At 74.8% G+C, this 19856-nt stretch carries 18 protein-coding genes and 1 pseudogene; 13 read left to right on the plus strand and 6 right to left on the minus strand.

Annotation, left to right across the window (positions count from 1 at the left end):
* Positions 1-396: 396 nt before the first annotated feature.
* Genes C5N14_RS02295 through C5N14_RS02310 form a run of 4 tightly spaced genes read left to right on the plus strand, consistent with a single transcriptional unit; the run spans position 397 to position 4901 of the window.
* A complete protein-coding gene (locus tag C5N14_RS02295) occupies positions 397-3468 on the plus strand; it encodes a sensor histidine kinase (protein WP_117665133.1) in 3072 nt (1023 codons plus the stop codon).
* The gene (locus C5N14_RS02300; protein ID WP_117665134.1) at positions 3465-3872 is read left to right on the plus strand and encodes a roadblock/LC7 domain-containing protein; all 408 of its coding nucleotides are present in this window, start codon (positions 3465-3467) and stop codon (positions 3870-3872) included. Before C5N14_RS02295 ends, C5N14_RS02300 begins: the two co-directional genes overlap by 4 nt.
* Positions 3873-3931: 59 nt before the next feature.
* A complete protein-coding gene (locus tag C5N14_RS02305; RefSeq protein WP_117665135.1) occupies positions 3932-4297 on the plus strand; it encodes a DUF742 domain-containing protein in 366 nt (121 codons plus the stop codon).
* A complete protein-coding gene (locus C5N14_RS02310) occupies positions 4278-4901 on the plus strand; it encodes an ATP/GTP-binding protein (protein ID WP_117665136.1) in 624 nt (207 codons plus the stop codon). Before C5N14_RS02305 ends, C5N14_RS02310 begins: the two co-directional genes overlap by 20 nt.
* A 147-nt stretch (positions 4902-5048) precedes the next feature.
* On the opposite strand, the pseudogene C5N14_RS02315 reads toward C5N14_RS02310, so the two are convergent.
* A pseudogene (locus C5N14_RS02315) lies at positions 5049-5247 on the minus strand (uroporphyrinogen-III synthase); the annotation flags it as partial.
* 84 nt (positions 5248-5331) lie between these two features.
* On the opposite strand from C5N14_RS02315, the gene C5N14_RS02320 reads away from it, so the two are divergent.
* The 5 genes from C5N14_RS02320 to glmM all read left to right on the plus strand — a co-directional run bounded on the left by C5N14_RS02320 (position 5332) and on the right by glmM (position 8651).
* Positions 5332-5589 carry a DUF6364 family protein gene (locus tag C5N14_RS02320; protein ID WP_117665137.1) on the plus strand — a complete coding sequence of 86 codons (258 nt, stop codon included), beginning with the start codon at positions 5332-5334 and terminating at the stop codon, positions 5587-5589.
* Positions 5579-5872 carry a hypothetical protein gene (locus C5N14_RS02325; protein WP_117665138.1) on the plus strand — a complete coding sequence of 98 codons (294 nt, stop codon included), beginning with the start codon at positions 5579-5581 and terminating at the stop codon, positions 5870-5872. The genes C5N14_RS02320 and C5N14_RS02325 overlap by 11 nt, the downstream gene beginning before the upstream one ends.
* Before the next feature lie 377 nt (positions 5873-6249).
* The gene (gene rplM / locus C5N14_RS02330) at positions 6250-6693 is read left to right on the plus strand and encodes a 50S ribosomal protein L13 (RefSeq protein ID WP_117665139.1); all 444 of its coding nucleotides are present in this window, start codon (positions 6250-6252) and stop codon (positions 6691-6693) included.
* Positions 6694-6713: 20 nt separating this feature from the next.
* A complete protein-coding gene (rpsI, locus tag C5N14_RS02335) occupies positions 6714-7178 on the plus strand; it encodes a 30S ribosomal protein S9 (RefSeq protein ID WP_088647409.1) in 465 nt (154 codons plus the stop codon).
* Between the two features lie 117 nt (positions 7179-7295).
* Positions 7296-8651: a phosphoglucosamine mutase gene (gene glmM / locus C5N14_RS02340; RefSeq protein ID WP_117665140.1), complete on the plus strand. Its 1356-nt coding sequence runs from the start codon at positions 7296-7298 to the stop codon at positions 8649-8651.
* 227 nt (positions 8652-8878) lie between these two features.
* On the opposite strand, the gene C5N14_RS02345 is transcribed toward glmM, so the two are convergent.
* From C5N14_RS02345 to C5N14_RS31950, 3 genes are read right to left on the minus strand one after another with little or no spacing between them, the layout of a single operon-like run.
* Positions 8879-9988, minus strand: coding sequence for a low specificity L-threonine aldolase (locus C5N14_RS02345; protein WP_117665141.1), 1110 nt, complete (start codon positions 9986-9988; stop codon positions 8879-8881).
* Entirely contained in the window at positions 9985-11181 is a 1197-nt protein-coding gene (locus C5N14_RS02350; RefSeq protein ID WP_256371490.1) for a pyridoxal phosphate-dependent aminotransferase, read from the minus strand. The genes C5N14_RS02345 and C5N14_RS02350 overlap by 4 nt, the downstream gene beginning before the upstream one ends.
* Positions 11182-11220: 39 nt before the next feature.
* Positions 11221-11739: an MmpS family transport accessory protein gene (locus C5N14_RS31950; protein WP_165878018.1), complete on the minus strand. Its 519-nt coding sequence runs from the start codon at positions 11737-11739 to the stop codon at positions 11221-11223.
* A 744-nt stretch (positions 11740-12483) separates the two neighbouring features.
* On the opposite strand from C5N14_RS31950, the gene glmS reads away from it, so the two are divergent.
* The gene (gene glmS, locus C5N14_RS02360; protein WP_117665144.1) at positions 12484-14397 is read left to right on the plus strand and encodes a glutamine--fructose-6-phosphate transaminase (isomerizing); all 1914 of its coding nucleotides are present in this window, start codon (positions 12484-12486) and stop codon (positions 14395-14397) included.
* 78 nt (positions 14398-14475) lie between these two features.
* On the opposite strand, the gene C5N14_RS33920 is transcribed toward glmS, so the two are convergent.
* Together C5N14_RS33920 and C5N14_RS02370 are read right to left on the minus strand one after the other, a co-directional pair.
* The gene (locus C5N14_RS33920; protein WP_305792057.1) at positions 14476-16116 is read right to left on the minus strand and encodes an alpha/beta hydrolase; all 1641 of its coding nucleotides are present in this window, start codon (positions 16114-16116) and stop codon (positions 14476-14478) included.
* The gene (locus tag C5N14_RS02370) at positions 16113-16409 is read right to left on the minus strand and encodes a type VII secretion target (protein ID WP_117665145.1); all 297 of its coding nucleotides are present in this window, start codon (positions 16407-16409) and stop codon (positions 16113-16115) included. Before C5N14_RS02370 ends, C5N14_RS33920 begins: the two co-directional genes overlap by 4 nt.
* A 226-nt stretch (positions 16410-16635) precedes the next feature.
* Here C5N14_RS02370 and C5N14_RS02375 point away from each other — a divergent pair, with 226 nt between their 5' ends.
* The 3 genes from C5N14_RS02375 (at position 16636) to alr (ending at position 19843) form a co-directional block, all read left to right on the plus strand.
* On the plus strand, positions 16636-17004 hold the full coding sequence (locus tag C5N14_RS02375) for a holo-ACP synthase (protein WP_117665146.1): 369 nt from the start codon (positions 16636-16638) through the stop codon (positions 17002-17004).
* A 178-nt stretch (positions 17005-17182) separates the two neighbouring features.
* Complete coding sequence (locus tag C5N14_RS02380) at positions 17183-18652, plus strand: NAD(P)H-hydrate dehydratase (protein WP_117665147.1); 1470 nt, start codon at positions 17183-17185, stop codon at positions 18650-18652.
* A 72-nt stretch (positions 18653-18724) separates the two neighbouring features.
* Positions 18725-19843 carry an alanine racemase gene (gene alr / locus C5N14_RS02385; RefSeq protein WP_117665148.1) on the plus strand — a complete coding sequence of 373 codons (1119 nt, stop codon included), beginning with the start codon at positions 18725-18727 and terminating at the stop codon, positions 19841-19843.
* Positions 19844-19856: the final 13 nt, after the last annotated feature.

Consider the following 19856-nt stretch of genomic DNA (forward strand, 5'->3'; position numbering starts at 1 on the left):
CGTCCTCAGTGGAGAAACGGGATTGGTCTGCCGTACGGTGTGCGCGAAGCCTGCAAAACCTTGCCAATGCCGGGCCCTGTGGTCAAGCGCGGATGCGCCGAAGCGTTTCGGGACGCCCGTCCCACATGCTGGGGTAACCCAATCTTTGCAAACGCTTACTTTGCATAAGCACGTGACCACCCTGGAGTTACATGCCCTGATCAGGGGCTTGAGAAAATGAAGGTATTAGTTGACCGGATCACGCGATGAGTGCCGTGCGACCGTTTCCTACCTCACCGCGGCTTCCCAAACACCATCATCTCTGATGCAATCGCGGCCGTGCCGCGCGCGGCGCTGTCCGCTGCACCGGCCACGGGTCGGCGGTTCAGGCGTGGAAGAAACGACGGAGGCGATGTCGTGAGCACCGGACCTACGACCCTGCCCGAGAGCGGCGAGTCGGACGAGCGGAGTCGGCGCCGTCGGCTGCCGCGCCTACGCGACGCCCGGATCCGTTCGAAGCTGGCGCTGATCCTGGTGGTGCCGGTCGCGGCGGTGATCGCGCTCGCCACCGTCCGGCTGATCTCGACCGGTGAGGGCGCGCTTGAGGCGACCCGGCTCCGGTCGCTGACCGAGCTGTCGATCGACGTCTCCGCACTCACCCAGGACCTGCACAAGGAGCGGATGGCCGCGGCCAGCTACCTGGCCTCGCCGGGGCAGCGGGCCGACGCCTTCAACCTGCGGGTGCGCAGCACGGACGCCCGGATCGCGGAGTACAACGCCGAGCGCGGGCGGGTCGGCGACGTCCCGGCCGCCGTGCGGGACCGGCTCAAGGTCATCGGGGACCACCTGGCGACGCTGAACAGCACCCGGCAGGAGGTCCTGGACCGCCAGCAGATGGCGGTGGCCGAGGCCGCGCTGCGCTACGGGGTCATCCTCACCGACCTGGTCTCCTACGGTGACACGCTGGCCCAGCTCCCCGGCCAGGAGAGCCTGGCGGACACCCGCCGGGCGGTGGCCGCGTTCGCCCACGCCAAGGCGGCGGTCGCCGAGGAGGAGGCGGTGGCCTTCACCGCGCTCTCCGCCGGCCGGCTCGACGAGGAACAGTTCTCCTCGTTCGTCGCCACCCTGACCAGCCAGCAGGAGGCGCTCGTCTCCTTCTCGCTGGCCGCCGACCCCGTCCAGCGGGCCCTCGTCGACAGCACGGTCTCCGGCGACGCGGTGACCCTCGCCGACCGGGTGGCCGCCGACCTGAACCGGTCGGTCGGGCAGGCCCCGCTGGTCTCCGCCGCCGACGCCACCGCCTCCATCGGCGCGGTCAACGACCTGATGCGGTGGGCCGAGATCCGGCTCCAGGACCGCCTGCTCGCCCAGACCGAGGAGGCCCGGTCCAACGTCATCCAGCAGGCGATCATCGAGTCGGCGCTGGTGCTGCTGACCCTGATCGTCGCCGTCACGCTGGCCGTGGTGCTGGCCCGGTCGCTCAACCACTCGCTGCGCCGGCTGCGTGAGGGCGCCCTGTCGGTGGCCAACCGCGACCTGCCGGACGCGGTGAGCCGGCTGCAGAACATCGGCAGCGTCGGCGACGGTGGCGTGGAGGAGATCGTCCGGCAGGTCCGCGACCCGATCAAGCTCACCAACCGTGACGAGGTCGGCCAGGTCGCGCTGGCGTTCAACGTCGTCCACCGGGAGGCGGTCCGGGTCGCCGCCGAGCAGGCCGCGCTGCGGACCAGCGTCTCGGCGATGTTCCTCAACCTGGCCCGGCGCAGTCAGACCCTGGTCGACCGGATGATCGGCGAGCTGGACGCGATCGAGCGCGGCGAGGAGGACCCGAAGCGCCTCGCCCAGCTCTTCGAGCTCGACCACCTGGCCACCCGGATGCGCCGCAACGACGAGAACCTGCTGGTGCTCGCCGGTGCGGACTCGGCGGTGCCGCGCCGCGACGACGCCCTGCTGATCGACGTCCTGCGGGCCTCCCAGTCCGAGGTCGAGCAGTACAACCGCATCGAGTTCGGCACCGTCGACACCGACATCTCGGTGGCCGCGCACGCCGTCAACGACGTCGTCCGGCTGGTCGCCGAGCTGCTCGACAACGCGACCCGCTTCTCGCCGCCGAACACGGTGGTGGTCGCCGACGGCCGACGGATCCGCGACTACGTGCTGATCCAGGTCGAGGACCGGGGCCTCGGGCTCACCGACGAGCAGCTCGACTCGCTCAACCGCCGGCTCTCCGCCCCGTCGACCGTGGACGTCGCCGCGTTCCGGCTGATGGGTCTGGCCGTGGTGAGCCGCCTCGCGTCCCGCTACGGCATCCGGGTGGAGCTGCGGCGCAACGTCGAGGGCGGCACCGTCGCCCAGGTGACGCTGCCCAGCTCGACCGTGGTGCTGCCGTCGCTGCGCGGTCGCGAGCAGGCCCCGGCGCCGTTGACCCCGCCGCGCCAGCCCGCCGCGGTGGAGCAGACGCCGCTCACCCCGATGGGCCTCGACTCGCCGCTCGCCGGTGCCGGCCGCACCGCCACGCTGACCGACCAGTGGCGTACCTCCGCCCCGACGCCGGCCCGTTGGCAGGTACCCGGCGACTCCCGGGAGGCCGCGCCGGCCACGCCGTTCGGCACGCCGGCCGTCGCCCAGCCGGCGATTCCAGCCGCCGCGCCGGCCCCCCTGGGCCAGCCGCCCGCCCCGGCCCAGCCGGCGTTCACGCCCGGTGACGGGTTCTCGGTGGGCAGCCCGACCGTGGCGTTCCCGACGATCGACCCGCTGCCCCGGCGGACACCCGCCGGGGAGGCCGCCCCCAGCGCCTCGGTGACACCCGCCGCGCCGGTGCTGCCCGGCGGCCCGGTCGCCGGAATGACACCGAACGCTCCCGCCGTGCCGGCCGCCCCGGCCGCCCCGGTGGTCGCCCGTCCGGCCCAGCCGGCCGAGGCACCGATCTTCCGGGAGATGGAGGCGGTCTGGTTCCGGTCGCACGGTGACGACGTGACCGCGATCTTCCAGCGGCCCAATTTCGACGACGAGCCGGCCCCGGCCAAGGTGCCCGCTGCCCCCCGGCCACCGCTGCCCACCCGTACCCCGGGGGCCACCCCCGCGGACGGTACGACCGCGGCGACCCCGCCGCCGGCGTACACCCCGCCGGTGGCCCCGCCCCCGGAGCCGACGCCGGCCGCGACCGGGCCGACCGGGCCGGCGGCAGCCACCGGGCCGTCGGCGATCGACCCCGAGGCCTGGCGGACGGCCGCCGACGAGGGCTGGTCGCGGGCCAGCCGGGCGGCGGAACCGACCGCGTCCGGTACCACCCGCTCCGGCCTGCCGAAGCGGGTCCCGCAGGCGCAGCTCGTCCCCGGCGGGATCGAGCAGAAGAGCGGTCGGGACCGCAGCCGGCGCACCCCCGACGAAGTACGCGGTCTGCTGTCGGCCTACCACCGCGGCGTGCAGCGCGGACGGACGGCCGGCGTGGACCAGAACAGCACCTCGACCAAGGAGACGAGCCGATGAACAGGCCAGCGGCCATGCAGGACATGGGTTGGCTGCTCACCAACTTCGCCGACAGCGTGGCAGGCATCGCCCACGTGGTGGCGGTGTCCGCGGACGGGCTGCTGCTCGCCTCGTCGCGGGACCTCCCCGCGGACCGGGCCGACCAGCTCGCGGCGATCACCTCCGGCGTGGTGAGCCTGACCGAGGGCGCGGCCCGCATGTTCAGCGCCGGCGGGGTGCTCCAGACAGTCATCGAGATGGACAGCGGCTACCTGTTCCTCATGTCGATCAGCGACGGCTCGTCGATGGCGGTGCTGGCCGCCCGTAGCTGCGACGTCGGGCAGGTCGGGTACGAGATGGCGCTGCTGGTCGAGCGGGTGGGCGCCGCGCTGGTGCCGCTGCGCCGGGACGCGGTGCGCTCCTAGCGCACGGACGGACTGATCGGGTGCCGAGGGACGGCACCCTCCAGAGGAGGTGATCGCGGATGGACCAACGACGGGAGGACCCGCGCGGCGCGTTGGTGCGTCCGTACGCGGTCACCCGTGGCCGTACCGAGCCGCGCCAGGACATCGCGCTGGAGGCGGTGCTGACGGCCAGCCCCACGGCGGTCGCCGAGTCCCGGTTCGCCGGCCACGACAAGCACCGGATCGCCACGATCTGCGAGGGCCGACCCCAGTCGCTGGCCGAGGTCGCCGCCTACACCCGGATGCCGCTGGGCGTCGCCCGGGTGATCATCGCCGACATGGTGGCCGAGGGCCTGCTGACGCTACACACTGCCGCTCCTCCCGAAGGGTACGAGGAGCGGATGGAAATCCTTGGAAGGGTGCTAAGTGGACTTCGCAGGCTATGACCCCGCCGGGGCACGCCGCAACCGCGGGATCACCTCCGCGAAGATCGTGGTTGCGGGCGGCTTCGGCGTGGGCAAGACGACCCTGGTCGGCGCGGTCTCGGAGATCACTCCGCTGACCACCGAGGCGGTGATGACCGCGGCCGGCGTCGGGATCGACGACCCGTCGAAGGTGCCAGGAAAGCAGACCACCACGGTCGCCATGGACTTCGGCCGCATCACCATGGCCGAGGACCTGATCCTCTATCTCTTCGGCACGCCCGGCCAGACCCGGTTCTGGTTCATGTGGGACGAGATCATCAAAGGCGCGGTGGGCGCGGCGGTGCTGGTCGACACCCGCCGGATCACCGACGCGTTCGCCCCGCTGGACTACTTCGAGAACCGTCGCCTGCCGTACGTGGTGGCGTTGAACCGGTTCGACAACGCGCCCCAGTACGAGCTGGAGGAGGTCCGCGAGGCCCTCGCCATCTCGCCCCAGGTGCCGCTGATCATGACCGACGCCCGGCACCGGGATTCGGTGAAGCAGGTGCTGGTCACGGTCGTCGAGCACGCGATGTTGCGCCTCCAGGCCGAGCACGGCCGCGGCTACCCGACCCCGGTCGGCTGACCGACTGAAGCGCGCCGGCGGTGGCCCGAGTCGTCAGGACCACCGCCGCCGCGCCGCGCCGCCCGCCCCCGGGTGCCAATACACGGAATTAGTGGCCTTGCGGCGCCGCAAGGCCACTAATTCCGTGTATCAGCGGGGTCTTCGGGGCGGCAGCGTCCGCAGCAGGGCGGTACGGGAGAGCATCCGCACCGGTGACGTGGCCAGCGCGCCCGCAGCACCGCCATCGGTGCGGGGGCCATCGGGCGCAGCTCCCCGTCGATCACGGCCGCGTGCCCACGCAGGGTCAGCAGGTGCCCGGCCGCTTGATGGTGACCGTGCGCCGGGGCAGCTCGTCCACGAGGGTTCTGCCATGCGGCGGGGTTTTTGGGTGGTTCGGCGGTGGGCGGCAAGTGGGATGACCGGTGGTCATACCGAAAGTAGGCTGAGCGGCATGACTGCCAAGGTGACACTGTCGTTCTCCGACGAGACGATCGAGGAGGCGCGCCGGTTCGCCAAGCGGGAGGGGCTGTCGCTCTCCGCCTGGATGGACCAGGCCGCCCGGGAGAAGGCGCTGCGCGAGGTCTTCACCGCGCACGCCGCCGCCGTCGGCCGCGCCGGGCTGGACCTGGAGACGGCCGCCCTGGCGGACGCCCGCGAGGTGGAGATGGTCGACGAGGCGCTGTTCGGCGGGCGGCCGCGTGCTGCGTAGGGGCGAGGTCTGGCGCATCGAGGGGGCCCGGGAACGGCTCGGGTTGGTGATCAGTTCCGACGTCTACAACTCCACGGACGTGCCGATCGTGATGGTGGCCGAGGTGGTCGAGACGGCGCTGCTGCGCGACTCTCCGCTGGCCGTCCCGATGGGCGGGTACGTGGTGATGCCCGACCGGCTCTCCTCGCCGATGAAGAAGTGGTTCACCGAGTGCGTGGACGTGGCCGACACCGACACGATGCTCCGGGTCGGGCGCGCGCTGCGCATCCTCCAGGAACTCTGACCGGAACTCCGCACGCCGCGCGGTTCCCGGCCCCGGCCGACCTCCGACCCGCGCGGCTCCGGCCGGCATCTCACCGGCGCGCCCGCCCGGTCGTGCGGTCGTCGTTGCGTGGGCGACTCGGACAGCCGAGGTCGACCTGCGACGACGGCCGGGCCGGTGGAAGATGACCCGCGCCGGAGTGTGACCGAGATCATGATGGCGACGCGGGGCGGCGCGGGGGTGACCCCCCGTTTTGACCTGCCGACCTGCCCCCGGGTATCGTTGCCTGCTGTTGTACGACATCCAGAGGCGTGCCGCATCAGGTACGCTTGGTCGTTCGTGCGCGCCTGGTCACCTCGGCGCGCGACCCCAGACCGACGACGAGACAAGGTAGACCTGTGCGTACGTACAGCCCGAAGCCGGGTGAGATCGAGCGTCAGTGGCACGTTATCGACGCCTCTGATGTCGTGCTGGGCCGCCTGGCCACCCACGCCGCCACGCTGTTGCGCGGCAAGCACAAGCCGACTTTCGCGCCGCACGTCGACACGGGCGACTTCGTCGTCGTCGTGAACGCGGGCAAGGTCGCGCTGACCGGCAACAAGCGCCAGACCAAGGTCGCCTACCGCCACTCGGGTTACCCGGGCGGCCTGAAGCAGGTCGGCTACGAGGAGCTGCTCAGCAAGCGTCCCGAGCGGGCCATCGAGCTGGCCGTGAAGGGGATGCTCCCGCACAACAAGCTCGGCCGTCAGCTGATCAAGAAGCTGAAGGTCTACGCCGGTGCCGAGCACCCGCACGGCGCGCAGCAGCCGGCGCCGTTCGAGATCAAGCAGATCGCGCAGTGAGCGCGGGCGAAGGAAGCAGCATGACCGACATCACCGAGACCGAGGTCGCCCCCGAGGCCACCGAGGCGCCGGCGCCCGTCGCCCGCGCGCCCCGTGGCGACCGGCCGATCCAGACCGTCGGCCGCCGCAAGGAGGCCATCGTCCGGGTACGCATCGTCCCGGGCAGCGGCAAGATCACCTGCAACGGCCGCGACCTTGAGGCCTACTTCCCGAGCAAGGTGCACCAGCAGCTCATCAAGGACCCGCTGGTCACCGCCGAGAAGCCCGAGGCGTTCGACGTCATCGCCAACCTGCGCGGCGGCGGCACCACCGGCCAGGCCGGTGCGCTGCGGCTCGCCATCGCCCGGGCGCTGATCGTCAGCGAGCCGGACGACCGCCCGGCCCTGAAGAAGGCCGGCTTCCTGACCCGCGACGCCCGGGTCAAGGAGAGCAAGAAGTACGGCCTCAAGAAGGCCCGTAAGGCTCCCCAGTACTCGAAGCGCTGACCACCAGCGGCACGTTGTACTTCTGACGGACGGCCGGGTCCGCCTCCCCCTCGACGGGGAGGTGGCCCGGCCGTTTCGCTTTCCTGTTGTGCACCATTTCCTCGGAGGTTGGCGGGTATGGGCCGGTTGTTCGGCACGGACGGCGTACGCGGGCGGGCGAACGCGGATCTCACTCCCGAGCTGGCGCTCGCGGTGGCGGTTGCCGCCGCCCACACGCTGGCCGAGACGGACCGGAGCCATCCGCCGCTCGCCGTGGTCGGCCGGGACACCCGGGCCAGCGGGGAGATGCTGGAGGCCGCCGTGGTGGCCGGGCTCACCAGTGCCGGCGCGAACGTGGTCCGGGTCGGCGTGCTGCCGACCCCGGCCGTGGCCTACCTCACCGCCGAGGCCAAGGCCGACCTGGGCGTGATGCTCTCCGCGTCGCACAACCCGATGCCGGACAACGGCATCAAGCTCTTCGCCGCCGGCGGGCACAAGCTCCCCGACGAGATCGAGATGAAGATCGAGGCGGCCGTCGAGGCGAACGCCACCACCGCCTGGGACCGGCCGACCGGCGCCGGGGTGGGGCGGGTGCACGACCTGCTCGACGGCGCCGACCACTACGTCCAGCACCTGATCGGCACCCTGCCGCACCGGCTCGACGGGCTCAAGGTCGTGGTCGACTGCGCCAACGGCGCGGCGGCCGATGTCGCGCCCGTGGCGTACCAGGAGGCGGGGGCCGAGGTCGTCGCCATCCACGCCGAGCCGGACGGCCTCAACATCAACGACGACTGCGGCTCCAACCACATCGACGGGCTGCGGGAGACCGTGGTCAAGCTCGGCGCGCACCTCGGGATCGCCCACGACGGCGATGCCGACCGGTGCGTCGCGGTCACCGCCGACGGCGACGAGGTCGACGGCGACCAGGTGATGGCGATCCTCGCCCTGGCCATGCGGGACGCCGGCACGCTCACCGACGACACCCTGGTCGCCACCGTGATGAGCAACCTCGGCCTGCGGCTGGCCATGTCCGCCCAGGGCATCCGGCTGGTCGAGACCAAGGTCGGCGACCGGTACGTGCTGGAGGAGCTGCGCGCCTCCGGGCTCGCCCTCGGCGGCGAGCAGAGCGGGCACATCGTCATGCCGGCGTACGCCACCACCGGCGACGGCGTGCTGACCGGGCTGCACCTGATGGCTCGGATGGCCGCCACGGGGAGGTCCCTCGCCGAGTTGGCCGCCGTGGTGACCAAGCTGCCGCAGGTGCTGATCAACGTGCCGGTCGGGGACCGCTCGGTGGGCGCCGCCGCGCCGGCCGTCCGGGCCGAGGTCGAGCGGGCCGAGGCGGAGCTGGGCGAGACCGGCCGGGTGCTGCTGCGCCCGTCGGGCACGGAACCCCTGGTCCGGGTCATGGTCGAGGCGGCCACCGAGCAGACCGCCCGCGAGGTCGCCGAGCGCATCGCCGGGCAGGTCCGCTCCGCCAGCCCCACCGCCTGACCCCGGCCCGGCTCCCTGGGGGACCGGTGCACCTCACAGGCGCAGGCGGGCGACCCGGTCGTAGGTGTCGGCCGGTCCTCGCCGTCGGTGAGGTCCACGTCCTCGACGACCCGTCCGTCGCCGGGCCGGATCAACGCCCATCAACGCCCGGGCGAGGGCGGATTAGGGAACGGCCCCTCCGGAGGTCACCTTCCGCCAAGACTTCGCGCGCGGCCGGTGGTGGGGCGTCAGGTCGCCGCCAGCCGGCGCAGGAATCGGCCACCCAGGTCGGCGACCTGGGTGGCGTCCAGGTCGAGGGCCGGGGCCGCCACGGTGACCTCGGCCATCGCCAGGCCCGGGACCTCGGTGTCCCGCCAGCCGCCGACGAACCAGGCCTTCTCCTCCTCGGCGAGGGCGAGGTTGGCCGCGTTGAGCCGATCCGCCGGGTGCGGCAGCCAGAGCCGGAACTGATGGGTGTGCGGAGGCGTCGGATACACCCGGGCGCCGGGCAACCCGGCCAGGGCGGTGGCCACCGCTGCCGCGTGTGCCACGTACCCGGGCAGGCGGGGGAGCTCCCGGTCCAGCCCGACCAGCGCGGCAGCCGCCGCCGGCCACTGCTGGAACAGCGTGCCCCCGTAGCGGTGCCGCCAGTCCCGGGCGTACCGGACCAGCCGGGCGTCCCCGGCGAGGGCCGCGCCGGAGACGCCGCCGAGCGACTTGTAGAACGAGACGTACGTGCTGTCGGCGAGCCCGGCGACCGTGGCCAGCGGCTGCCCCAGGTGCGGGGTCGACTCCCACAGCCGGGCGCCGTCGAGGTGCACCCGGGCGCCGGCCTCCCGGGCCGCGCCGACCACCGCGACCAGCTCGTCCCAGGTGGGCAGCACGAAGCCCGCGTCGCGCAGCGGCAGCTCCAGCAGCAGGGTGCCGACCGGCTCGGCCAGTTCGGCCACCTCCTCGGCGGTCGGGTTGCGCGGCGCGGTCGTGGTGCGCACCGCGCGCAACCCGCCGAGCAGCGCGTACGCGTCCCGCTCGTGCAGCATCAGGTGGCCCAGCGGGTGCAGGCCGACCGTGGTCCGGCCGGTCAGCTCCGCGCCGTACCGGAGGGCGACCTGCTGGGCCATCGTGCCGGTGGGGAAGAAGGCGGCGGCCTGCGTGCCGAGCAGCTCGGCGACCCGTAGTTCCAGCGCCTCGACCGGGCCGCCCTCGCCGTAGATGTCCGGGAGCGAGTCCGGGGCGAGCGCGGCCCGGACGGCGTCGAGGTGCTCGGCCATCGACACCGGCCGGACGCCGGAGAGCACCCGGTCGCAGCCGCGCAGGGCGGCCAGCCGGCGGACCCGCTCGGCGGGCCCGTCGTTCACCTGTCGGCTCCCAGCCGGCGCAGCCGGGCGACGGCCTCGGTGAGCACCTCCGGGCGCTTGCAGAAGGCGAACCGGACCAGCCGCCGGCCCGCCTCGGCATCGTCGTAGAACACCTGGGTCGGCACGGCGACCACCCCGCAGCGCTCCGGCAGCGACCGGCAGAACTCGATCCCGTCGCGCCCGCCGAGCCCGGTGACGTCGGCGGTGACGAAGTACGTTCCCTCCGGGGTGAGCACGTCGAAACCGGCGTCGGTCAGCCCGGCGACGAGCTGGTCCCGGCGGGCCCGCATGCCGGCCGCGAAGTCGGCGAAGTACCCGTCCGGCAGGGCGAGGGCCACCGCCACCGCCGGCTGCAACGGCGCGGCGTTGACGAAGGTGAGGAACTGCTTGACCCGCAGCGCCGCCGACACCAGCGGGGCGGGGCCGCTGACCCAGCCGACCTTCCAGCCGGTGCAGGAGAACGTCTTGCCGGCCGAGGAGACCCGCAGGGTGCGCTCCCGCATCCCGGGCAGGGTGGCCAGCGGCACGTGGGGCGCGGCGGCGTCGGCGAAGACCAGGTGCTCGTACACCTCGTCGGTCACCGCGTACGCGTCGTGCTCGCGGCACAGCTCGGCCACCAGGGCCAGCTCGCCCGGGGTGAAGACCTTGCCGGTCGGGTTGTGCGGCGAGTTCAGCAGCACCAGCCGGGTCCGCGGCCCGAACGCGGCGCGCAGGGCGTCCGGGTCGAAGGCGTACCGGCCGTCCGGGCCCGGGCGCAGGGTCACCGGCCGCCGCACCGCCCCGGCGAGGGCGATCGAGGCCGCGTACGAGTCGTAGTACGGCTCGAAGCAGATCACCTCGTCGCCCGGCTCGCAGAGGGCGAGGATGCTCGCGGCGATCGCCTCGGTGGCCCCGGCCGTGACCACGATCTCGCCGGCCGGGTCGTACTCCAGGCCCCAGAACCGGCGCTGGTGACCGGCGACGGCGGCACGCAGCGCGGGGATGCCCGGACCGGGCGGGTACTGGTTCTGCCCGCCCCGCAGTGCCTCGGCGGCGGCGGCGAGCATCTCCGGTGGACCGTCGGTGTCCGGGAAACCCTGGCCCAGGTTGACCGCGCCGGTGCGCACGGCCAGGGCGGACATCTCGGCGAAGATCGTCGTCCCGAAGGGGCGCATCCGGGCAACCAGCGGGTCGACATCGGGGGGCGTCGTCACCCGGGTCAGCCTACGGGCCGGGGTTCGGCCACGCCCACCTCAGCCGGTCGAGCAGGTGGTGCGCCAGACTGCCGTGGTCGTGTCGGTCGCCGGTGGGCCCGCCCCGGTGACCGACAGTCGGCAGGTGAGCGGTTCGTTCTCGCCGTAGGGCCGGGTGGCCTCCACCATGACCCGGCTCTGCCCGTTGGTCCTGATGGTGGTCCGCCAGGGCAGCTTCGCGCTGTCGACATGGATCAGGTCGCTGTCGGCGTCGAAGTACGCGACGTCGGCCCGGCCGCCCCCGGTGACCTCGTAGACCACCGTCACCGGAGCCGGGCCGGCGGTCGGCCGGGTCACCGGCTTCTTCGACGGGTCGGCGGGGAAGGTGGGCGGGTCGACCGGCTCGGTTCCGTCCTCGTCGTACCAGGGGTCGACCGGCTCGGTCTCGTCCTTGTCGTACCAGGGGTCGCCTGCTGTCGTCCTGTCCTCCGCTGCGGCGGTGACGAGCCCGCCCAGGCCGGCGCAGCAGCACAGCCCGAGCACCAGGACGACCACCAGCCCGATCACGAGCGCGATCACCTTCGCGTCGCCGCCCGAGCGGGTGGGCGGCTGCCCCGGGTATGCGAACGGCGGCGGATAGCCGGCCGGGGGCCAACCGGCGTGCGCGGGGTTTCCCCCGGCGGGCCAGCCGGGCTGGGTGGGGCCGGGCTGGGTGGGAGGCCAGCCCGCCGGGACGTACCCCGACCGGGGCTGCCCTCCGGGGAGAGATCCGCCCGCCGCCGACGCCTCCGCGGTGGCGGCGGGCGGGAGACCCGCATCGCTCGCCGCCGACGGGTCCCACGGCTCCGGCGCCGCCCACGGCTTCGGTGGGGCGAGCGGGCTGAGGGGCGCCCACGGTGCGGCACCCGGTGTCGAGGGTGCCGGGGCCGGGGGGAGGCCCGGGACGGACGAGGGTGCCTGGTCCGGCGCGGGCGTCGGAGGGCCGCCGGGGTCGGTGCCGGGGGACTGGCTCGGCTCGGGGGTCGACGACGCCTCGGACATCGGAGGGCTCCGGGGGAGGGGCGCGGACGTGGCCGCGGAGGGAACGGGTACGCCGGGGACCGTTACCGAGACCGGCTCCCCGCGAGGAGGCCCTCAATGTACGCGTCCGGTCCGCCCGGCGGGCCCCTGCTGGTGGGCGCCGTCCGGCCGGAACAGGGGGCCCAGAGGTGGGGGAGTTTCGTTCCCGAGACCGCCACGCCTCACCCGTTCGCTCAAATCCAGTGCTTGTTTACCCGGCTTCCGCGCACACGAGATGAGCGAAACTGGGTTAGGCTGCGGGTCATGTGTGGAATCGTGGGTTACGCCGGCGCGCGCCCGGCGCTCGGCATCGTGCTCGACGGCTTGCGCCGCCTGGAGTACCGCGGCTACGACTCGGCCGGCGTGGCCGTCGTGTGCGAGGACGAGCTGCTGACCGAGAAGAAGGCGGGCAAGCTGGCCAACCTGGAGAAGGTGCTGGCCGAGCGCGCCGCCGTCGACCCCGAGGGCTGCGCCGCCAGCCCGATCGGCATCGGCGACGGCACCACCGGCATCGGCCACACCCGCTGGGCCACCCACGGCGGCCCCACCGACCGCAACGCCCACCCGCACCTCGCCCCCGACGGCCGGGTCGCCGTGATCCACAACGGCATCATCGAGAACTTCGCCAAGCTCCGCACCGAGCTGGAGGACGCCGGCGTCCAGTTCAGCAGCGACACCGACACCGAGTGCGCCGCCCACCTGCTCTCCGCCGCGCTGGCCGACCTGCGCGCCGCCGGGGAGCCGGACGGGCCGGGGCTGCTCGCCGCCGCGATGCGCGCGGTCTGCCAGCGCCTCGAAGGGGCGTTCACGCTGCTCGCCGTCGACGCCGCCGTGCCCGGCGCGGTGGTCGGCGCCCGGCGCAACTCCCCCCTGGTGGTGGGTCGGGGCGACGGGGAGAACTACCTCGCCAGCGACGTCGCCGCGTTCATCGAGCACACCCGCGACGCGATCGAGCTGGGCCAGGACCAGATCGTCCTGATCACCCCCGACGCCGTCGAGATCACCGACTTCGCCGGCCGACCGGCGACCGGCAAGGACTTCCACGTCGACTGGGACTCCTCGGCAGCCGAGAAGGGTGGCTACGACTGGTTCATGCTCAAGGAGATCGAGGAGCAGCCGCAGGCCGTCGCCGACACCCTGCTCGGCCGGCTCACCGAGAGCGGCGAGATCATGCTCGACGAGGTCCGCCTCAGCGACCAGGACCTGCGCGACGTGGACAAGATCTTCATCGTCGCCTGCGGGACCGCCTACCACTCCGGCCTGGTCGCCAAGTACGCCATCGAGCACTGGACCCGGATCCCCTGCGAGGTGGAGCTGGCCAGCGAGTTCCGCTATCGCGACCCGGTGCTCGACCGGTCCACCCTGATCGTGGTGATCTCGCAGTCCGGCGAGACCATGGACACCCTGATGGCGCTGCGGCACGCCAAGGAGCAGAAGGCCCGGGTGCTGGCCATCTGCAACACCAACGGCTCGACCATCCCGCGCGAGTCCGACGCCGTCCTCTACACCCACGGCGGGCCGGAGATCGCCGTCGCCTCCACCAAGGCGTTCCTCACCCAGCTCGTGGCCTGTTACCTGATCGGGCTGCACCTGGCCCAGGTGCGCGGGATCAAGTTCGCCGACGAGGTGGCCGCCGTGGTGGACCAACTCCACCAGATGCCCGCCAAGCTGCGCGAGCTGCTGGACCGGATCGAGCCGGTGCGCGAGCTGGCCCGGGAGATCCGGAGCGAGCCCACGGTGCTCTTCATCGGCCGGCACGTCGGCTACCCGGTGGCCCTGGAGGGCGCGCTCAAGCTCAAGGAGCTGGCGTACATGCACGCCGAGGGGTTCGCCGCCGGCGAGCTGAAGCACGGCCCGATCGCCCTGATCGACCAGGGCACCCCGGTGATCTGCATCGTGCCGTCGCCAGTCGGCCGGGGCATGCTGCACGACAAGGTCGTCTCCAACATCCAGGAGGTCCGCGCCCGGGGCGCCCGGACGATCGTGATCGCCGAGGAGGGCGACGAGGCCGTGGTCCGCTACGCGGACCACCTGATCCGCGTGCCGCGTACGCCGACGCTGCTCGCCCCGCTGGTGACCACCGTGCCGTTGCAGGTGCTCGCGGCGGAGATCGCCGCCGCCCGGGGCCACGACGTCGACCAGCCCCGCAACCTGGCGAAGTCCGTCACCGTCGAGTAGCCGCCCGCCGGCACCGGCCCCCTCCGCCCGCCGCCGGCAGGGGGCCGCCGCGTCTCCCGGGGCACGCCGCGTCACCCGTCACCGGCCCAGGACGACGCGGGCCATGCCGTCCAGCGCCGGATTGCCGTGCTCCCAGTAGCCGGTGTGGCCGTACCGGCCGCTGGGAAAGGTCCGGCCGCCGAAGCCCGGGTCGGCCGGGTCGTGCCCGAACCACAACTCGTGGTCGTCCCGGGCGGTCAGCACCGCCGCCAGCGGGCTGAGCCCGCGCAGCACCCGGCGGGGCAGCTCGTCCGGGGCAGGGGCCAGCCGGATCGCGTCGTCCGGCGCGGTGCTCGCCCAGACCTCGCCCGAGGGCAGGCGCAGCCCGTCGGCCCGGTCCACACCCACCCCGGGGGAGCCCACGAACACCAGCGCGTCGGCCGCGAGACCGTGGTCCCGGGCGGCGCTGCCCACGACCAGCGAGCCGTAGCTGTGCCCGAGCACCGTCTGCCGGGCCGGCGGGCCGTCGTGGGTGGCCCGCAGCCCCTCCTGGAAGCGGTGCAGCGCCGGGCCGGCGTCCCGCGCCTGGTCGGGCAGGACGGCCTCGTGCAGGAAGTCCGGCGCGTCGTAGTCCAGCCAGAGCACCGCCGCCGTCGCCCCCGTCGGGTCCAGCGCCGCGCACCGGGCCTGCACCCGGCCCGCCCGGCCCAGTTCCCCGGTGGCGTCGGCGAGGCCGGCGGTCATCCCCGGGACGTACGTCAGCACCCGGTCGGCCCGGTCCGGGTCGCCCAGTGCCACGATCGCCCGGCCCTCGCCGCCCGGGTCGAGCCCCAGCAGGTACGCGCGGGGCTGTCCGCCGCCGGCCAGCCGGGCGGTCAGCGCGTCCAGGCCGGCCAGGGTCGCCCCCACCCGCGCCAGCCCGGCCGTCTCCACCGGCCCGTGCGGCCACCGGCCCAGCAACCGCCGCCGCTCGGCCAGCAGCACCTCCCGCCGCCGGTCGACCAGCAGCCGGTTCGCCTGGTCCCGCGCCGCCGCCGGCACCCCGTCGAGCCGGCCGACCAGGTCCGGCTCACGGGCCACCAGCCAGCGGCGCTGGGCCGGGGTGAGCCCGGCCCACCAGGACCGGACGGTCGACGGGTCGGCGCCGGGCGCCGGACGCCAGGGCGGGGGCGGGGCCACCCAGCCCGCACGGGCCGCCGCGGTCAGTTCGTCGAGCCGGCCAGCCGCCTCCCGGTCGGCCCCGTCGGCCAGCGCGAGGGCGGCGGTCACGGCGGCGGCCACCCGCGCCACCGGCGGGGCGGGCGCCCCAGGCCGGGCCCCCGCCGGGTCCGCGCTCACCCGCCCCCGCCGGTCGATGCGCACCCCGCCGGCCTCGGCCAGGGCGACGGCCTCGGCCAGCCCGGCCCTGGCCCGGCTCAGCCGCCCGGCCAGCTCGGTGAGCACCTGGTCGGCCTCGATCAGCGCCGGCGCGAGGGCGGCCAAATCGGCCCGGAAGGCGGCGATCCGCCCGCCGGCCGCACCGGCGGCGGCTCCCGTCCATCCGGCGCGCAGCGCCCCGGCCGCACCGGCCAGCTCGGCCGACCGCCGGTCGACCAGCCCGGTCAGGCCCCGCCAGGCCGTCCCGGCAGCCGCCCAGCCGGCCGGGTCGGCCGCCCACAGTCGGGCGTAGCCGCCGATCCCGGCGGAGGCACCCGGCGTGCCGGCGTGCCTCTCCGACGCGTGCCTCGCCGACGCGCTCACCGGGGCAGGACCGTCAGCCGGCGGGCCGCCCGCTCGTCGGCCGCCTCGTAGCCTTCGGCGGCGGTGGACAACGCCTGTGCGGCGGCGGCCACCCGTGCGCCGAGCCCGCCGCACCACGCGTGCACCGCCGACTCCAGGGCGGCCAGGGCGGGCGCCGACCGCCATCCGGGCGCCGGCACCACCAGGCCGGGCACCCCGGCCAACCCGTGCCCCAGCCGGTACGCGTCGGCGTCGAGCGTCCCGGCCACCTCCCGCAGCAGCTCGGGGCGGACGGTGAACGGCTCATCGCGCATCGGCGCACTCCTCCGGCTCGGTGCCGTCGACGGGCGACGGCGCAACGACGACCACCCCCGGTTCCGACGCCGACGGGCGACGGCCCCCGACGTTAGGTGGCCCCGGTGCCGGCCGGCACGCCCTGTGGACAACGGGTGTTGGGCGTACCCCCGGGTTGTCCACAGGCGTTGCCCACAGTCGAACCGGTGGCTAATCTGCGACCGCTTGCGCCGGTAGGGTGAGGCGGTGATCGTCGCTGTCGGCATCGACGTCGTCCTGGTCGAGCGGTTCGCCAAGGCGCTGGCGCGGGCGCCGCTGCTCGCCGACCGGCTGTTCACCGAGGCCGAGCGCCACACCGCCGCCGGCAGTCCGCGCTCATCCGAGTCGATGGCCGCCCGGTTCGCCGCCAAGGAGGCGGTGGCCAAGGCGCTCGGCGCGCCGGCCGGTTTGAGCTGGCACGACTGCGAGGTCGTGCCCGACCCGGACGGCCGGCCCCGGCTGACCGTGTCCGGCACCGTCGCGGCGGCGGCGGCCGAACGGGGGGTCAACCGCTGGCATCTGTCGTTGTCGCACGACGGGGGGATCGCGTCGGCGATGGTGGTCGCGGAACGGTGACCGACCGCCGGGCGCACCCGGCGGGGCGATCGACCGGGCCGAGGGTGGACCGCCCCGGACGGACGGCCCCGGACGGCGCAGGGCAGGGACGGGCCGGCACCGACGGCACAGGGCGCGGACGGGCCCGGCAGGGACGGCACAGGGTACCGACGGGACAGGCAAGGACGGACGGGACGGCATGAAACCGGTGTGGCGGGTCGCGGACGTACGGGCGGCGGAGGCCGGGCTGATGGCCACCCTCCCCGCCGGAACGCTGATGCAGCGGGCCGCCGCGGGGCTGGCCCGCCGCTGCGCGCTGCTGCTCGCCGACCGGGGCGGGGTGTACGGCGCCCGGGTGCTGCTGCTGGTCGGCAGCGGCGACAACGGCGGCGACGCCCTGTACGCCGGACAGCGGTTGGCCCGCCGGGGCGCGGCCGTCTCGGCCCTGCTGCTCGCCCCCGGGCGGGCGCACGCCGAGGGGCTGGCCGCGTTGCGCGCCGCCGGGGGCCGGCTGGTGGACCGCCCGCCCGCACAGGTGGACCTGGTGCTGGACGGGATCGTCGGGATCGGCGGCACCGGCGGGCTGCGCGAGGCGGCCGACCGGCTCGCCGCCGGGCTGCCCGGGCTGCGCGGCCGGGACGGCGTGCGGGCCGCCGTGGTCGCCGTGGACACCCCGAGCGGGGTCGCCGTCGACACCGGTCACGTGCCGCCGGCCGCGTCCGGCCGGCCGAACGCGGTCCGCGCCGACGTGACGGTGACGTTCGGCGCGTTGAAGCCGGCGCTGGTGGTCGGCCCGGCAGCGGCGCTGGCCGGCCAGGTCGAGCTGGTCGACATCGGGCTGGGGCCCTGGCTGCGCGGCACCCCCGCGCTGCGGGTCACCGAGTGGTCCGACGTCGGGCGGTGGTGGCCGGAGCTGGGCCCGGCCTCGGAGAAGTACACCCGGGGCGTGGTCGGCCTGGCGACCGGCTCGGCGGCGTACCCGGGGGCGGCGGTGCTCTCCGTCGGCGGCGCGCTCGCCGGGCCGACCGGCCTGGTCCGGTACGCCGGCAGCGCCCGCGCCGACGTGCTGCGCGAGCACCCCTCGGTGATCGCCAGCGGGCGGGTCGCCGACGCCGGCCGGGTGCAGGCGTGGGTCTGCGGCTCCGGCCTCGGCTCCGGCGAGGAGGCGGCGGCCGAGCTGCGCGCGGTGCTCGCCGCCCCGGTGCCGGTGGTGCTCGACGCCGACGCGCTGACCCTGCTGGTCGACGGGTCGATGGCGGACCGGCTGCGCAAGCGGGACGCCCCGATCGTGGTCACCCCGCACGACCGCGAGTTCGGCCGGCTCTGCGGCGAGGAGCCCGGGGCCGACCGGGCCGGGGCGGCACTGCGGCTGGCCGCCTGGATGAACGCGGTGGTCCTGCTCAAGGGGGACCGCACGATCGTCGCCACCCCCGACGGTCGGGCGTACGTCAACCCGACCGGCACCCCCGCGCTGGCCACCGGGGGCACGGGCGACGTGCTCGCCGGGCTGCTCGGCTCGCTGCTGGCCGCCGGGCTGGCCCCGGAGCGGGCGGCCGTCGCGGCGGCGTACCTGCACGGGCTGGCCGGCCGGGAGGCGGCCCGCGGCGGGCCGGTGACCGCGCCCGACGTGGCCGCCGCCCTCCGCCCGGTCGTCGCCCGGCTGCCCTGACCTCGGGCCGCCGCCGCGCCGTTCCGGGCGGCTCCGCCCCGGGTTGATCACCGCGGTCAGTAGGCTGGGGGCATGTGGCAGTCCGAGGTGCGGGTTGATCTTGACGCGATCCGGGAGAACGTGACGCGGCTGCGGGCCGGGACCAGCGCCGAGGTGATGGCGGTGGTCAAGGCCGACGGGTACGGCCACGGCATGGTCCCCTCGGCCCGCGCGGCGCTCGACGCCGGGGCCGACTGGCTCGGCGTCTGCACCCTGGACGAGGCGCTGACCCTGCGCCGGGCCGGACTCACCGCGCCCGTGCTGGCCTGGCTGCTCGCCCCGGGACTGCGGCTGCACGAGGGCGTCGCCGCCGGGGTGGACCTGGCCGCCGCGAGCCTGCCCCAGCTCGACGAGATGGTCGAGGCGAGCCGGCGGGCGGACCGCCCGGCCCGGCTGCACCTGAAGATCGACACCGGGCTGGCGCGCGGCGGGGCCACCGTGGCCGACTGGCCGGCGCTGCTGGAGGCCGCCGCGAAGGCCCAGGCCGACGGCCTGGTCGAGGTGGTCGGCGTGTGGAGCCACTTCGTGTACGCGGACCTGCCCGGCCACCCCACCATCGACCGCCAGCTCGCCGTCTTCCACGAGGGGCTGGACATGGTCGAGCGGGCCGGGTTGCGCCCGCGCTACCGGCACCTGGCCAACTCCGCCGCCACCCTGACCCGCTCCGACACCCACTTCGACCTGGTCCGGCCCGGGGTCGCGGTCTACGGGCTCTCCCCGGTGGCCGGCGAGCGGTTCGGGCTGCGCCCGGCGATGACCGCCCGGGCCCGGGTCATGCTCACCAAGCGGGTCCCGGCGGGCAGCGGCGTCTCGTACGGCCACACCTACCTCACCGAGAGCGACGCCAACCTGGCCGTGGTGCCGCTCGGCTACGCCGACGGGGTGCCCCGGCACGCCTCGAACGGCGGCCCGGTGCAGCTCGCCGGCAAGCGGCGGTCCGTCTCCGGCCGGGTCTGCATGGACCAGTTCGTGGTCGACTGCGGCGACGACCCGGTGGCCGCCGGTGACGTGGTGACCCTGTTCGGCCCCGGCACCGACGGCGAGCCGACCGCCGACGACTGGGCGGACGCGGCCGGCACCATCAACTACGAGATCGTCACCCGGTTCGGCGGGGTCCGGGTGCCCCGCGTCTACGACGGCGAGCGGCCGTGACCGGGCCGGCGGC

The organism is Micromonospora sp. MW-13 (assembly GCF_003434305.1).
Classification (GTDB): Bacteria; Actinomycetota; Actinomycetes; order Mycobacteriales; family Micromonosporaceae; genus Micromonospora.